Genomic DNA, 13,394 nt, shown 5'->3' on the forward strand with positions numbered 1-13,394 from the left:
ACAGTATTGTCGTCGCTGAGGTAGTCCTCGCCCCATACGCTCTGAAAGATGTTGGCTTTCGACCAGAGCTTTGTGGGATTGCCGAGCATGAGCTCAAGTATTGCGAACTCCTTGCTTGTGAGGCTGAGAGCCTTTCCGCAGACCTCTGCTGTACCTGCTGTCACGTCTATGGTCAGGTTCTTGAATGTGAGTATTCTGGATACGGACTGCTTATCGGATCCCCTGTCATAACGGCGAAGTACCGCTTCAACGCGGACAAGGAGCTCGTCAAGGTCAAAGGGCTTTGTGATATAATCATCTGCTCCCATGCGTATCAGGTCTATCTTTGAGCTTGTCTCGCTTTTTGCCGATACCACAATAACAGGTATGTCTGAGAACTCCCGTATCTTCTGCAATACCATGTCTCCGCTCTGAAAAGGGAGCATAAGGTCAAGTATCAGCAATGAAAGTTCTGTATTTTCGCGTACCATGCGCACTGCGTCGAGACCGTTCAGTGCCGACAACATTTTATAGCCCTGTGAGGAGAGATATTCGCAGATAAGGCGGTTTATCTCTTTGTCGTCCTCGGCTGTAAGTATCATTCTCATGGTATTCCCCTCCGAAAAATCAACATTTTAATTATTATAACATAACCTGACGGAAAGGTCAATTAGAGAAAAAGGACGAATGTGCATTTGATTTAAGGTAAAAGAAAAACCGCAGAATTAACTGCGGTTTTATTATCATTTCAGCTCCCAGCCGTTATCGCCGTGATATATCATCAGTTTGGTCATACCGCCGTCGATGCAGATATTCTCGCCTGTGATGAAGCCTGCCTTGTCGGAGCAGAGGAACATCACCATATTGGCGATATCCATTGGATTTCCCACACGTCCGCAGGGCTGCTGATATGCATCGGGACCGTCATAGACCTTGTAGGACGTATCGATCCAGCCAGGAGAGATAGAGTTCACACGCACCTTTCCTGCAAGGCTAACCGCAAGAGCATGAGTGAGGGCTGCTATTCCGCCTTTCGCTGCCGTGTAGCTCTCGGTCTGAGGCTGGCTCATACGGTCTCGTGAAGACGAAATATTGATGATACTGCCGCCTTTGTTGAAGTGAGGAGCGAACAGCTTCGACAGATAAAACGGCGCAGTCACGCCCACTGACAGCGCATACTGGAAATCCTCATAGCTGCACTCGTCAACGCCTTTCATCAGCGGCAGAGCGTTGTTCACGAGGAAGTCGATGTGTCCGTGCTGAGCTATGACCTGCTTTGCGAATTTTTCAAGCACGGTCTTGTCTGAAATATCGCCGACGAAGTGGTCTCCCTCGGCTTTGTCGATAACGCACACCGCCGCACCGTTTCTGCGGAACTCCTCGGCTATGCACTTGCCTATCCCGTTTGCGCCGCCTGTTACTACGGCTACTTTGTTTTTGAATATATCGCTGGTTATTGAAGCTTTTTTCACATCAGAAAAAGTGCAAAACGGTTTGTTATCATTAGAGGAATTCTTAACTAATTCTGCAATCAAACTTCTGATAGTATTGTGAGTATGTTCATCTTTGCTGATAATAAAATAATCTCTGACCGAAAATCTGCGGAATGTTACGACCTGTATCAAATCCCGTTCAGCACCTGCTTCACTACCCAGTTTTTCAATGACTTCATTGAAATATATGTCTTCCTTTTTGCGGCTGCGATGATTATAAATAATCACAGCTTTATTCTGTGAAAGGTAATCCTTGACCTCGCTGTAATAAGTGTATTTCACGCTTTGAGGTGAACCTGTTTTTACCGAATTGCAGATAAGCCCATTATCGGGGTCAAGAAAAACAACATCACACTTTCCAAGCTTTTTCAAAGCGGCGCTATGCCATTTTTCACGTTTCGCATTTTCTCTCGGAACAAGCTTGTTATAGTAAACTGTATTATTTATCAATTTCAACTTTTCAAGCATTTCAATGGAATGATTGTCTTTCAAAGTTTCAAGAGCGGAAGCAAGTTTATCATCGAATTCTTTTACACTTTTAAAATCACGATACTTTCCGTCTTCCTGCTTGAACTTGCCGTCCTTGTCACGCTCAAAATCAAGCTCTCCGGGATTGTACCAGTTTATACCGATACTGAATTTTTCAGACAACTTCCGAAGCAGTCCGAGTTTTCCATAGTCTCCGATATCGCCTGCGTATCTGTCCTGCATATTATCCCTCCTTATTCTATCAGCCATTTTATGCCCTTTGCAATCCGCTTCTCGGGCTCATTGAAATGTCCGCCGTCGTTCCATTCAAGGATATGACGGGACACGTTTTTATCGCCGCACACAAGCTCATACTGCCTGCGAGTGCAGTCCCCGACAGTCGCCATAATACGGTCCCGAGCCTTTTCCTCGCGGTCGCCGAGACTGAGATAAACGAAGCTGTTCTGCGGTGCGGTATGGCTCTCAGCGTAGCCTATCCAGTCCCCGAACCACAGCGAGCCCGAACAGCTGATAACTCCGCTGAACGCCTGACTTTCATAGAACACCCACAGGCTGAAAAGTCCTGCGAGGGAGTATCCGCAGAGGACACGCTTTCCCGTGAGACCGTACTCCTTTTCACAGTATGTAACACATTTGTTCACAAGCCAGTCCAGCGTTGAGCGTCCGCCGCCCGAAAAGGACATTTTCTTGTTGAGCGTGAACTCCCACGGCGAGAAGTCGGCGTTCCAGTCCTCGACCTCATAAACAACATAGTTACACTTTACGCCCTCACACAGTGCAAGGACTTTTTCAATAGTTTCGGAGCTGTTTTTCATCTCGCCCCAGTATATCGTAGGCAGGTCAGCACCGTTTATTATAATATGGCAGGTTCTGCCGTTAATATTGATCATTTCCATTTTTCTCCATGTACACAAATTCAAGTTCGTCATTTATCACTTTTCGAGCGAATATCGTATGGCCAAGTTTCTGATACAGACGGATATTATCAAGGCTTCTTGTACTTGTGAAAAGTTCATAGCGCTTATCAGGAAAGTATCCTTCAATCTCGGACAGTAGCCTTGAACCATAGCCTTTATGTCGGTGATGGGGGTGTACCATAAGCTTGCCGATATAAACTGTTCCGTTGCTTTCTTTTGCGCGGACAGAGCCGATAATAGTATTTTTGTCATCAGTCATTTTCAATATTACGCCGCTATCCCACTCCTCGATGACTTCATCAATAGTCTGTTTCAGCGGAGGAATGTCTCTGCTGCCGAACAGAGCTGCTTCGCTCTGATAGGCAAGGTATTGAAGTTGCAATATCTCTTGCAGATCAATACGTTCAGCTTTTTTATTATACACATACAAATTCTCCTATATTGAATTTCCAAGCTCATACGCTTCTTTCAGTGCGGAGCTACCTTCGATATCACCGATGTCCTTGACTCCGCGTACCAGTACTGTACCGATACTTTTAAGCTTGAAGAAGTCCAGCACCATTTGGTACTGCATGACTATGGGTTCAAACAGATTCGGAAGCTTTGCTGCTCCCACAAGAAGAAGTCCAAGTTTTTTGATGTGGAATGTGTTCCGCATGGGAGTGTGGAGCCTGTCCACGATTGCTTTCAGTTGTGCGCTGATACCGTAGAAATATACAGGCGAAGCGACTACAACAATGTCCGCATTCCGCAGCTTTTCATATATCTGCACCATGTCATCATCCTGAAAGCATTGATTTCCCTCGCGTGTAAAACAGCTGTTGCAGCCAATGCAGGGATTCACATTATAGTCGGCAACTGACACTATCTCCACGTTATTATTCTTTGCAGCGCCTTCTGCAAAGCTTTGTGCCAACCGCGCAGTATTGCCGTTTTTTCTCACACTGCCAACAAGAATTACTATGTTGCTCAACTTCAACACCTCTCTTTTCAATTATTATAACTGAAAAAATGCAGTTTTTCAAGATTAATTTGTGAACAGACAACTGCATAAATGATTACCCCGAAACGATTTACTAATCGCTTCGAGGAGATTTAGGGAATGTTGAATTCAAGTTTTTATAGCGGTCGCACTGAGATTTGCCAGTTAGGCTTATGCGACCATTGGTGACGGATGTGGGAGTTGAACCCGACATTTAGAGGTTGAGAGCCTCTTGTCCTGACCTGTTAGACGAATCCGCCATATGTCTCCGCTCAAAAACTGGCGGAGATTATTATTGGTGGGCAAGGTAGGAATTGAACCTACGATGTTTACCGCAAGGGTGGCGGATTTACAGTCCGCTGCAATCGCCGCTATGCATACTTGCCCTTAATTGAAAATGTCGTGTTTCTCGACATTTATATGCGCGGAGGTGTTTCGCGCTCCGCCAAAAGTGAAACGCGAAACTGCGCGCGCCCGCTCGGCGCTGGGGTAATCGAAGAGAATCGAACTCTCATTTTCAGAGCCACAATCTGACGTCCTTCCATTAGACGACGACTACCTGGTGACGGATAGGGGGATCGAACCCACTATTTAGAGATTGAAAGCCTCTTGTCCTGACCTGTTAGACGAATCCGCCATATTTCGTCACTCATATTCGGGTGACGATTATTATTTTATCTATAGGCGTATCAAACATATCCGCCAGTATTATCAGGTTGTCGATAGTGGGAACAGCATCCCCGCGCATCCACTTGAAGATAGCCTGCGGTGTATTGAAACCGCATCTCGCTTGCACATCGGATATTTTGAAGCCTTTAGATTTTATGATATTTTTGATATTATTGCCTGTTGCCTTTACATCAATTATTGGCATCGTGAGCAACTCCTTTCCTTGTATTATGAAAACAAAAACACCGCCTGCTTGCATACAGACGGTGTTTATCATTTGTATGGATCACAACACAAAGAAAGTGTTCTCCGAAATGACTATCCACTACGTTTATCTGTATGCAGCACAAATAGAGCCTCTTCACTCTCGTGATAGAAACTTTCCTCATAGTGTTCACTGTACAGATAAACCATAGTAAACTGTTTCATTTCGGGTAACTCCTTTCGTAATTATTCTTGTTACAGAGGTCGTCCTGCGACCTTTTCTGTTCTGACTTTACCTGTATTATAACATAGCTTTTTGAAGAAATCAAGTAAACTACAGGTATATTTTTATAAAATATAGAGAGTTGATAAGATATAATGCTGTTCAAAATAGAATGAAACCGCTTATCATTCAATCATTGCCTTTTCAAATCTATGATAAATTGCATAGTGACACTATCACAACATACATAACTGCTATTGCTATAAAATTACCGTCAAGGAAAAGCCTGCGTATCTCGTCGTTTTGATATCCAAAGATTCTGAACAAGGCTATCGGAAATCACAGAGCGTGTTTCGACATTTTTCTGAATTCATCTTTCAGTAATACAACAGCTAATGAGAACGACAACAGATCAGACATCATCTGTGCATACATGACGCCGTCTAGGCCAAAGAATAACGGCATTATCAGCAGAAGCGGAACGCGAAAGACAAGCTGCTTTGTAAACGAAAGTATCGTTCCTTTTGATGCTTTTTCAATGGCTGGAAAAAAAGTGACCGAACATATCTGCACACCGTTTATAAAAGTGAAAAACAGGTATTTTCTCATAAAACTTACTGCAAATCCAAGGTACAATTCATCGTCTGATGTACTGCCGAACAAACTTATGAGCGGTTTAGGAAAGAACTCAAATAAAATCCACATTATAGCTGAAATTATAATCGCTGACTTCATAAACAATCTTATGGCATCACGCACCCGATCGTATTTTTCAGCACCGTAATTATAGCTGCATATCGGCTGTGCACCATTTATCAAACCGTTTATCATAGCAAAGAAAATAACGCTTGTCTTCATTACGATACCGGCAGCAGCAATGGGAGTATCTCCGCCATAAATGCTCTTTTCACCATAAGCTCTTAGCGTATTGTTCATCACGATCTGAACAAGTAGATTTGAAAACTGAAAAATAAAGGCATTGAAGCCCAGTTTGCATATGTACCCCATCTCTTTCCATATCGAAATAAAGTCCGAAAGTTCATATCTCACAGACTTGAAATGCGCGAAATACACAGCCATCATCAGCGCTGATAATAGCTGACTGATAACTGTCGCCCATGCAGCACCCTTGATACCCAAATCTAATACAAAGATAAAAATCGGATCAAGAATCAAATTCAGCATCGCGCCTGAAATAACAGCAGCCATTGAATAACCGGGACTTCTGTCGGCTCGGATAAGCGGATTTATACCTGTTGAAAACCTCAGAAAAGGTATTCCGAATGAGGTTATCCTTGCATATTCTGCTGCATATGGCATAATATTATCAGTAGTCCCGAACAATATAAGCAAAGGCTCAAGAAATATCCGCACAAGACTACTGATAATCACTCCACTTATAACGAGCATTACTGCGGCTGTACCTGCAATGCTTCATGCTCTTCTTTCATTCTTTTTTCCAAGCTCCAGGTTGAAGCCTGCCGCCGAACCCAGTCCTGCCATAAGACCTATTGCCATACATATGGTAGTCAGCGGAAACGAAACATTAGTGGAAGCATTTCCAAGCTTTCCGATACCATGTCCAATGAATATCTGGTCAACGATATTATAAAGAGCATTGACAACATTTGCTATAATTGCAGGAACAGCAAGACACAGCAGCAGTGATCCTATCGTTTTTGTACCAAGAGAATTTTCTGTTGTTTTTATTTTTGACATTATATCACTTCCGATATTCTCCTGAAAAAATATCACTAACTGAGAACACCTTTATTGTATCATATTTAATAAAAAGAATCAACTATCTAATGTTCAGAATATTTCACAATAATGATAAAATATTTTTATCAGGATAAATCAAAACGCCTCTATATTCAATACATTTAGTATACTTTATCTAATTCATCATTTCCTGTTTTCAAAAATAAAAATATCTGTGAATGTGTAGTAAACATCGCAGAATCTATATTGACAAACGCATTCCGCCTATGATATAATACTTATAAAGGAATTACTATTTGTACAATTTTATACTTAGGAGGCTGCTGATAATGTTATATAACACATTTATTACTGCTGAGAACGGCAATACCGAAACGATAGTGCTGCTACATGGTTTTGGCGGCAATTCACGTATCTGGAAATATCAGATTCCTCTGCTTTCTAAGTATTTCAATGTGCTTACTGTTGATCTGCCCAGCCACAACGAAGGGAATCTGCGGCTTTCGCAGATTGATGTTACTCTGGATGCAATCAGCAAAGAGATACTCGCTGTCTGTGATATGCATAACGTCCGCAATGCTATATTCATGGGCGTTTCACTGGGCACAGTCTTTGTGAAGTATATAGAGGCTTTTTATCCTGAGTATGTAAAATTCGGTATTCTGGTTGGTGCAGTCGCAACAGTCAATACACTTCTGCACGGCTGTGCTAAGCTGTTTTCAAAAATAGGTGATAAACTTCCATTTGTAGCTGTCTATCATGTTTTCAGCTGGATAATAATGCCCGGCAAGCGCAATCAGGAAAGCCGCAGTATTTTCAGGAAATGTGCTATCGCACTAAATAAACAGGAATTCAAGCTTTATATGCATATTTTCAATCAGGCATTCCGTTTCAGCAAGATGTTTGAAAAGGAATATCACCCTGAAAACACCTATATTTCAGGTATGCTGGATTCATGTTTTTTGCGCCGCACCATTCTTGAAGCACAGCGTTCTTGTGGACGTATGATACAGATGGTTTCCTGCGGCCATGTTTGCAATATTGTTCATAAGGAACGCTTCAACACGATCATGCTTGAACTGCTTGAACAGCATCAGAAACTCTCAGCGGAAGCCGCCTTTTAAGCAGGCGGATCTTGGATATATTCTTTTTCATATTTATTGGCTCTTTCAGAGAAATTATAATGCTTTTTACGAATATTATATCACATTCTCTCAATCAAAAAAAGATTCAATGAAAGAATTCCCGAACAAAAAGACTTTTTTTATCAGAAACAGCCTGTACAGTTAAGTACAGGCTGTTTTATATTTGTGCCGATTACAGAATTGTAATTAAATTACAGAATTGTAATTCTGCACATAAAACTAAAGAAATATGCTATCATGTAATCACACCAAGAGAACCAACAAATGATACAAACAGCTGTATAATTGCAGCTGATGTAATAAACATCTTTCATATCTTATGTTAAGCATGAGGTCAGAATGCTAAACCAAAGGATAAAAAGATCCAGCACGAAAACAAACAATACTTATTCTATAAAATTTAAAAGGAGGTCCATATTATGGGACAGGGTGGAAAAATAAAAATCGAAAACAAGACAGATTCAAGAATGAAAAGACGTTATTGCAAATCATATCAAATGGATTCATGGAGTTTTCCTGAAACTATCGAAGCAAACTCAAGTGCAACTGTTTATGTTGAATGGGATGAATGTATTTTTCACGCAAAGGGCGATGATCGCGGCACAGTTATTTATTATCTCGAGAATAATCCTGAAAAAGAAGTGCATATTTCGTTATTTAACGCTAATGAACGTAATTTTACTGTGACACGCTTGAAATTTAACGGCATTTCTTCAGTACCTCAAAAAGTAAACTGGCTGCATGACGGTATAATGGCTGTGCCTGTAGAGGAAAAAGAGCAGGAAGCGAAACCTGAGAATAAAATAAAAGAGTATGATCTTAATGGACCTGTACAACCGTCAAGATGGATGGGCTGGCTCAATGACGAAACTCCTCTGAATAAGATCAATATCCCCGGAACACACGATTCTTTGGCTTACTGTGTTCCCCATGCAGTAATTGAGAGCACCGCCAAAACTCAGAAAATGGACATTATGGAGCAGCTGAACATCGGATGCAGATTTTTAGACATAAGGATCAATCAGAATCTTGAAGGACGTCATGGTGATATAGACTGTAAAGACGGTATGTGGCAGGCAATGAAATGGATAAGCTCTTTCCTGAAAGAAAATCCGAAAGAAACCATTCTTATGAGAACGAAGCTTGAAAGTGAGGATAATGTATCTATCCTAAATTATAACCTTGGTTTTTTATTCTCCGAATTTGGTGAATTGTTCTGGAGAAGAAACGGCAAAACAGAATGGCCGACATTAAAGGAAGTAAGAGGAAAGATAGTTGTTCTCGATAATCTTACTGATAATTATTTCTTCTTCAATAGTGGTTATGGCTTTAAATATGGTGGAGGTAATACTCCTGATATGTTGATACAGGATGTATACGATCCATATGATTTAAGAGATAAATTCAATACTTTTCTACCTAATTGCAGCGAGAATTTTAAGCTCTCACTGATAAAAGAGAATATAGATATCCCATTTGCTTCTAACAATTTAAAAATCAATTATGTAAGTGCAGTTACAGGTTGGGCAGGAGCTATGGGGAACGGATTTTCTCCTAAGCATTATGCTGACTATCTAAATCCTCGTGTAGTGGAATGCATTTCCAATAATGAAAACTGTTATACAGGGGTTATTCTCTTTGATTTTATCGATGAAAATATCACAAAAACAGTTTTCTCAAAAAACAAACTAAAATAACGAATAAAAAACATTGAATTGAATGCAATAATCAGTCTGTCAAAGTTCACGTTGTATCTACCGGTGTTTGCACGTGAGAACATAGTATAAAAAAATTATAGTTAAATAATTGTCAGAAACTAAAAAGGAGTTGGGTGTTGCGAGTCAATCCCAAATTCTGTGTAAACGAAAAATAGTGCAATAAAAGAGTATATGATGAGACCGATTGTGAAAGCAGTCGGTCTTATCAGCATATTAGCACATGATTATTTGATTGTCAAGATGAAAATGTTATTCGGATATCCTGTCACCGTAGTAAATGACCAACTGAGCGTAGATTCGACTCCAGTCCTGACGGCGACCGGTCCATTTTTTCGTGATGTCCTTCATAGCCAGATACAGCATCTTGAAAAGACTGTCATCTGTCGGAAATACGGACTTGGCTTTGGTGACCTTCTTCAGCTGGCGATTGAAGCCTTCTATGGTATTGGTCGTATAGATCAGCTTTCTCAGTTCCTGAGGAAACTTGAAATATGTGCTTAGATTAGGCCAGTTTTCGTACCAGGGCTTTGATATCTTGGGATATTTGCTGTCCCAGGCTGCTGCAAAGGAATCAAGAGCATCCAGAGCAGCTTCCTCAGTGGCGGCAGTATAGACCTTTTTCAGATCTGCCATAAGAGCCTTGATGTCCTTGTAAGATACATATTTGCTGGAATTTCTGAGCTGATGAATTATGCAGTTCTGTATATCGGTTTTAGGAAATACAGCTTCTATCGCCTGAGAGAAGCCTGTCAGGTTATCGGTGCAGGCGATAAGAATATCATCAACGCCTCTGTTACGCAGATTATTAAGTACGCCTGCCCAGAACTTGGCGCTCTCATTTTCACCTACCCACATACCGAGAACGTCTTTCCTGCCGTCCATATTAACACCTATGGCTATGTATACAGCCTTCTTGATGATCTGTCCCTCGCTGCGGACATGATAGTGTATAGCGTCGAGAAATACAACTGCATGCAATCCAAAGGATATGCGAACTGGGCAAAGGTGTTCAATCTCAAACTTGTAGCTGAGACTGTAAACTATCTTTCAGAAAATAATATTTCCGATATTTCCACCCTTGATGCAAAAATATCTGAATTGTCAGATAAGCTATATGAAAAAAAAGAAAGATCCAAAGCAAATGAAAAACGCATAAAGATTCTGGAAGAACAGATAAAGGATATTGAAGTTTACAGAAAGACCAAACCTGTTGTTGAAGGTGGTCCCAAGCATTTCGGCAAGGAAAAGTACAGGCACGAACATGAAGCTGAGTTTATCCTTTATGCTGCCGCCGAGAGGTCAATTAAAAAGGCTTTCGGAGATAAAAAACTTCCGCTTATCAAAGAACTCAGGGCAGAACAGAAGAAGCTGAGGACAGAAGCGGACAAGCTCTGGGCTGAGATAAAAAACGAGAGACCACAACTTGATGAGCTGAGAAAGATGAAAAATAATATTGATTGCTTTCTTAACTCAGATAACCAGCATGATCGCAGTCGTGACAGGAAACGTTATAATGAGCTTGAATAACCATAATCAGGCAAAGAAATTGTTAAATGAAAAATATTATGTAAAACATCTTGACAGTTACGCACTATAATGTTATGCTTTAAAGCGATAAACCAAAAGTTAAACCTATCATTTATGTAAGGAGGATACTATGGCAAGAATAGAAGAACGTCGCAATAAAAACGGCGAAGTTACAAGTTACAGATTCCGTGTTTCTCAGGGATATAACTCTGACGGGAAACAGAATGTTATAGTAAAAACATGGAAACCGCCGAAAGGACTTACAAAGGCTCAATTAAAAAAAGAAGTTCAGAAACAAGCAGCGCTGTTTGAGTCTGAATGCGATCTCGGACTTACAGTTGACAGCAGTATTACATTCAGACAGCTGTATGAAATGTGGCTAAGGGAATATGCTGAGGTAAGCTTGAAAAAGACAACTCTGGCAAGCTATAAAGCAATGCTGAAGAACGTTCTGAAAAGCATCGGTCACATTAGTCTGAACAAGATACAGCCGCATCACCTGAGCGATTTTTATGCTTCATTGCTTGGAAGGACAGTTAAAACAAACGAAGCTGTAACACCCAATGTTGATTTTAAAAAGTATATTCTTGTTTATGACGGAAAGAAGTATAAACATGAGCGAATGACACAGTCGGAACTTTCCAGAAAAGCAGGGGTTTCTTTGACTACTATAAAGCCGATAGAGCGTAAAGACTACTGTACGGTAGAGAAACCTGAGAAAAGCCTATACGAAATGCGAATCACCCGACCAGCAAGCCGCTCGACCTGCTCGGTTATCCCATCGGCAACTCCACGCAGGAGAATGCTGTGGTCATCAACACTTTCGGCGGCAGCGGCTCGACGCTAATGGCTTGTGAACAGATGAACCGCATCTGCTACATGATGGAGCTTGACGAAAAATACGCCTCCGTCATCCTCCGGCGCTACGTTGAGGACACCGGGAATGCCGAAGGCGTGTATGTAATTCGTAACGGACAACAGATTCCGTATGCGGAACTAGTCAAATGGAAAGAGATAAAGGAAAGCTGATAGTTAGCTTATTCATGGATTATAATCAACCCATTCTCCATCAACAAGTGTTTCAAGCTTTCCCCATTCCGGTTTACCGATATTACGTCCTTTTACCCTAATGGGAATCAAAGCGTCGTGCTGACAATCAGGCAACGGATCGTCTATATCGATCCACCCTCTATCATCAATTTCATCGTTCCAGTCCTCAAGAACACCTTCCAGATCATCAAAGCAATATTCATCAAATGATGCCTGCACAGCCTTTTCGTCGCAATAATAAAAAAGGAAAACTTCTCCGCGTTTTTTCTGATAAACTACAATCTTATATACAGTATCTTTATTATTGCATTTATATGGATTTTTCAAATATGCAAGTTTTCTCATGATATCACATACCCTCTTAATAATGACTTTTTTGATTATACAATGTCTCCGCCGATATGTCAATATCCGGAAACAACTATGTGGTGTATGTTATATGTAATGGATGCAGATTCCGTATGCAGAGTTGGTGAAAGAGGTGGAGACGAAGGAAGTCTGACGAGGTATTATACGTATAAATTTGAATTCAGTAGGAATTAAAAATCCTGAACGACCATTCGTATGCCTGTGGGTTTGCTCTGAATTTTTGACGATCCTCTTCAAGAATAATAAAACTATCAGGTAATCTGTACGAATGATTTTCCCATAATCCTTCATGCTTGTCTGATTCAAGTGCTGTGTACCTGTTTTCATAATGGATACGTTCTAATTCATATATAAACTTTCGCAGCAGATTGGCTTTTATCAGGAAATTGTATTCATCGTTTTCACGTTCATCCCATTTATGGAATTCTTTTTCATCATCAGAAAGCTCCATATACGGAATATTATTTTCTTTTTCACGCTGATGTATATCCCAGTAGCTGCTTTCAACTTCATATAAGAAGCGGTTATCTTCAGGAAAAATCGCATTGCTGAAAAGGCAGCTGCACATTTCTCTTAAAGCCGATTGAGGAAAAGGAATAATGATATCATCATAGCTATAATTAGTTTTCAGATACCTGTTTATTATGTCGATCCAACTGTTACGAGGTACAGCCGCATCCCATCCGCACATCCATAATACAGTAAAATATTGGCATTCTTCGGGATCAAATACGTCAGGATCAAGCACTCTTTTTCGTGCATCTTCTGTATCGGGCATAGTAATACATCTTCCTGTTGCCTTCTCAGTTATCTTAGCTTCTATGTATAGATCAAGTCCCATAACATCCTCCAAATCAAGTAGTTAAATAAATACCGATTTCTGTTACTATGATTATACAGTGCCTAT

Annotated in this window: 15 protein-coding genes, 4 tRNA genes and 1 pseudogene; 5 read left to right on the forward strand and 15 right to left on the reverse strand. The window is 40.8% G+C overall.

The window, feature by feature from the left end; genetic code table 11:
- The 12 genes from T497_RS0107130 to T497_RS18785 all read right to left on the reverse strand — a co-directional run.
- The coding region (locus T497_RS0107130) for a response regulator transcription factor (protein ID WP_028515030.1) at window positions 1-587 on the reverse strand (587 nt) is incomplete at its 3' end.
- A gap of 135 nt (window positions 588-722) precedes the next feature.
- Window positions 723-1,424: an SDR family NAD(P)-dependent oxidoreductase gene (locus T497_RS0107135; RefSeq protein ID WP_028515031.1), complete on the reverse strand. Its 702-nt coding sequence runs from the start codon at window positions 1,422-1,424 to the stop codon at window positions 723-725.
- A 770-nt stretch (window positions 1,425-2,194) separates the two neighbouring features.
- The gene (locus tag T497_RS0107140) at window positions 2,195-2,851 is read right to left on the reverse strand and encodes an alpha/beta hydrolase (protein WP_242839985.1); all 657 of its coding nucleotides are present in this window, start codon (window positions 2,849-2,851) and stop codon (window positions 2,195-2,197) included.
- A complete protein-coding gene (locus T497_RS0107145; RefSeq protein ID WP_037324615.1) occupies window positions 2,838-3,302 on the reverse strand; it encodes a GNAT family N-acetyltransferase in 465 nt (154 codons plus the stop codon). The genes T497_RS0107140 and T497_RS0107145 overlap by 14 nt, the downstream gene beginning before the upstream one ends.
- 12 nt (window positions 3,303-3,314) lie before the next feature.
- Window positions 3,315-3,860, reverse strand: coding sequence for a flavodoxin family protein (locus T497_RS0107150; protein WP_347491665.1), 546 nt, complete (start codon window positions 3,858-3,860; stop codon window positions 3,315-3,317).
- A 183-nt stretch (window positions 3,861-4,043) separates the two neighbouring features.
- Window positions 4,044-4,120 (reverse strand) — tRNA-Glu (locus T497_RS0107155).
- A 36-nt stretch (window positions 4,121-4,156) separates the two neighbouring features.
- Window positions 4,157-4,247, reverse strand: a tRNA-Tyr gene (locus T497_RS0107160).
- A 98-nt stretch (window positions 4,248-4,345) separates the two neighbouring features.
- Window positions 4,346-4,419: transfer RNA gene (locus tag T497_RS0107165), tRNA-His, on the reverse strand.
- A 1-nt stretch (window position 4,420) separates the two neighbouring features.
- Window positions 4,421-4,497 (reverse strand) — tRNA-Glu (locus T497_RS0107170).
- 12 nt (window positions 4,498-4,509) lie between these two features.
- The gene (locus tag T497_RS0107175; RefSeq protein ID WP_028515035.1) at window positions 4,510-4,734 is read right to left on the reverse strand and encodes a helix-turn-helix domain-containing protein; all 225 of its coding nucleotides are present in this window, start codon (window positions 4,732-4,734) and stop codon (window positions 4,510-4,512) included.
- A 561-nt stretch (window positions 4,735-5,295) separates the two neighbouring features.
- Entirely contained in the window at window positions 5,296-6,387 is a 1,092-nt protein-coding gene (locus T497_RS16125; RefSeq protein WP_278244731.1) for an MATE family efflux transporter, read from the reverse strand.
- A 3-nt stretch (window positions 6,388-6,390) separates the two neighbouring features.
- Window positions 6,391-6,675: a hypothetical protein gene (locus T497_RS18785; RefSeq protein WP_242839987.1), complete on the reverse strand. Its 285-nt coding sequence runs from the start codon at window positions 6,673-6,675 to the stop codon at window positions 6,391-6,393.
- Between the two features lie 332 nt (window positions 6,676-7,007).
- Here T497_RS18785 and T497_RS16130 point away from each other — a divergent pair, with 332 nt between their 5' ends.
- Both T497_RS16130 and T497_RS0107195 read left to right on the forward strand, forming a co-directional pair.
- Window positions 7,008-7,802 (forward strand): alpha/beta fold hydrolase, encoded by a 795-nt coding sequence (locus T497_RS16130; protein ID WP_051530567.1) that lies wholly within the window; start codon window positions 7,008-7,010, stop codon window positions 7,800-7,802.
- Window positions 7,803-8,242: 440 nt separating this feature from the next.
- The gene (locus tag T497_RS0107195) at window positions 8,243-9,520 is read left to right on the forward strand and encodes a phosphatidylinositol-specific phospholipase C domain-containing protein (RefSeq protein ID WP_028515036.1); all 1,278 of its coding nucleotides are present in this window, start codon (window positions 8,243-8,245) and stop codon (window positions 9,518-9,520) included.
- Window positions 9,521-9,790: 270 nt separating this feature from the next.
- Here T497_RS0107195 and T497_RS16135 read toward each other — a convergent pair.
- Window positions 9,791-10,519: pseudogene (locus T497_RS16135) on the reverse strand (IS256 family transposase); the annotation flags it as partial.
- Here T497_RS16135 and T497_RS0107205 point away from each other — a divergent pair.
- From T497_RS0107205 to T497_RS17995, 3 genes are all read left to right on the forward strand, one after another.
- Window positions 10,514-11,068: a hypothetical protein gene (locus T497_RS0107205; RefSeq protein WP_028515037.1), complete on the forward strand. Its 555-nt coding sequence runs from the start codon at window positions 10,514-10,516 to the stop codon at window positions 11,066-11,068. The pseudogene T497_RS16135 and the gene T497_RS0107205 sit on opposite strands and share 6 nt — an antisense overlap.
- A gap of 130 nt (window positions 11,069-11,198) precedes the next feature.
- Window positions 11,199-11,915, forward strand: a complete 717-nt coding sequence (locus T497_RS18975) for an N-terminal phage integrase SAM-like domain-containing protein (RefSeq protein WP_028515038.1) — start codon at window positions 11,199-11,201, stop codon at window positions 11,913-11,915.
- Window positions 11,849-12,097 (forward strand): DNA methyltransferase, encoded by a 249-nt coding sequence (locus T497_RS17995; protein ID WP_347491682.1) that lies wholly within the window; start codon window positions 11,849-11,851, stop codon window positions 12,095-12,097. The genes T497_RS18975 and T497_RS17995 overlap by 67 nt, the downstream gene beginning before the upstream one ends.
- A gap of 12 nt (window positions 12,098-12,109) precedes the next feature.
- Here T497_RS17995 and T497_RS0107220 read toward each other — a convergent pair whose 3' ends face one another.
- A complete protein-coding gene (locus T497_RS0107220) occupies window positions 12,110-12,463 on the reverse strand; it encodes a hypothetical protein (RefSeq protein WP_028515040.1) in 354 nt (117 codons plus the stop codon).
- Between the two features lie 184 nt (window positions 12,464-12,647).
- Window positions 12,648-13,328: a hypothetical protein gene (locus T497_RS0107225; protein WP_028515041.1), complete on the reverse strand. Its 681-nt coding sequence runs from the start codon at window positions 13,326-13,328 to the stop codon at window positions 12,648-12,650.
- Between the last annotated feature and the right edge of the window lie 66 nt (window positions 13,329-13,394).

This window comes from Ruminococcus flavefaciens MA2007 (genome assembly GCF_000621845.1).
Lineage (GTDB): Bacteria > Bacillota > Clostridia > Oscillospirales > Ruminococcaceae > Ruminococcus > Ruminococcus flavefaciens_E.

What these genes read in the sequence shown, in the direction of transcription:
- T497_RS0107140 (WP_242839985.1), bottom strand. Translation starts at nt 2,851, where the DNA reads ATGATCAATATTAACGGCAGAACCTGCCATATTATAATAAACGGTGCT.
- T497_RS0107175 (WP_028515035.1), bottom strand. Translation starts at nt 4,734, where the DNA reads ATGCCAATAATTGATGTAAAGGCAACAGGCAATAATATCAAAAATATC.
- T497_RS18785 (WP_242839987.1), bottom strand. Translation starts at nt 6,675, where the DNA reads ATGTCAAAAATAAAAACAACAGAAAATTCTCTTGGTACAAAAACGATA.
- T497_RS16130 (WP_051530567.1), top strand. Translation starts at nt 7,008, where the DNA reads ATGTTATATAACACATTTATTACTGCTGAGAACGGCAATACCGAAACG.
- T497_RS0107195 (WP_028515036.1), top strand. Translation starts at nt 8,243, where the DNA reads ATGGGACAGGGTGGAAAAATAAAAATCGAAAACAAGACAGATTCAAGA.
- T497_RS0107205 (WP_028515037.1), top strand. Translation starts at nt 10,514, where the DNA reads ATGCAATCCAAAGGATATGCGAACTGGGCAAAGGTGTTCAATCTCAAA.
- T497_RS18975 (WP_028515038.1), top strand. Translation starts at nt 11,199, where the DNA reads ATGGCAAGAATAGAAGAACGTCGCAATAAAAACGGCGAAGTTACAAGT.
- T497_RS0107220 (WP_028515040.1), bottom strand. Translation starts at nt 12,463, where the DNA reads ATGAGAAAACTTGCATATTTGAAAAATCCATATAAATGCAATAATAAA.
- T497_RS0107225 (WP_028515041.1), bottom strand. Translation starts at nt 13,328, where the DNA reads ATGGGACTTGATCTATACATAGAAGCTAAGATAACTGAGAAGGCAACA.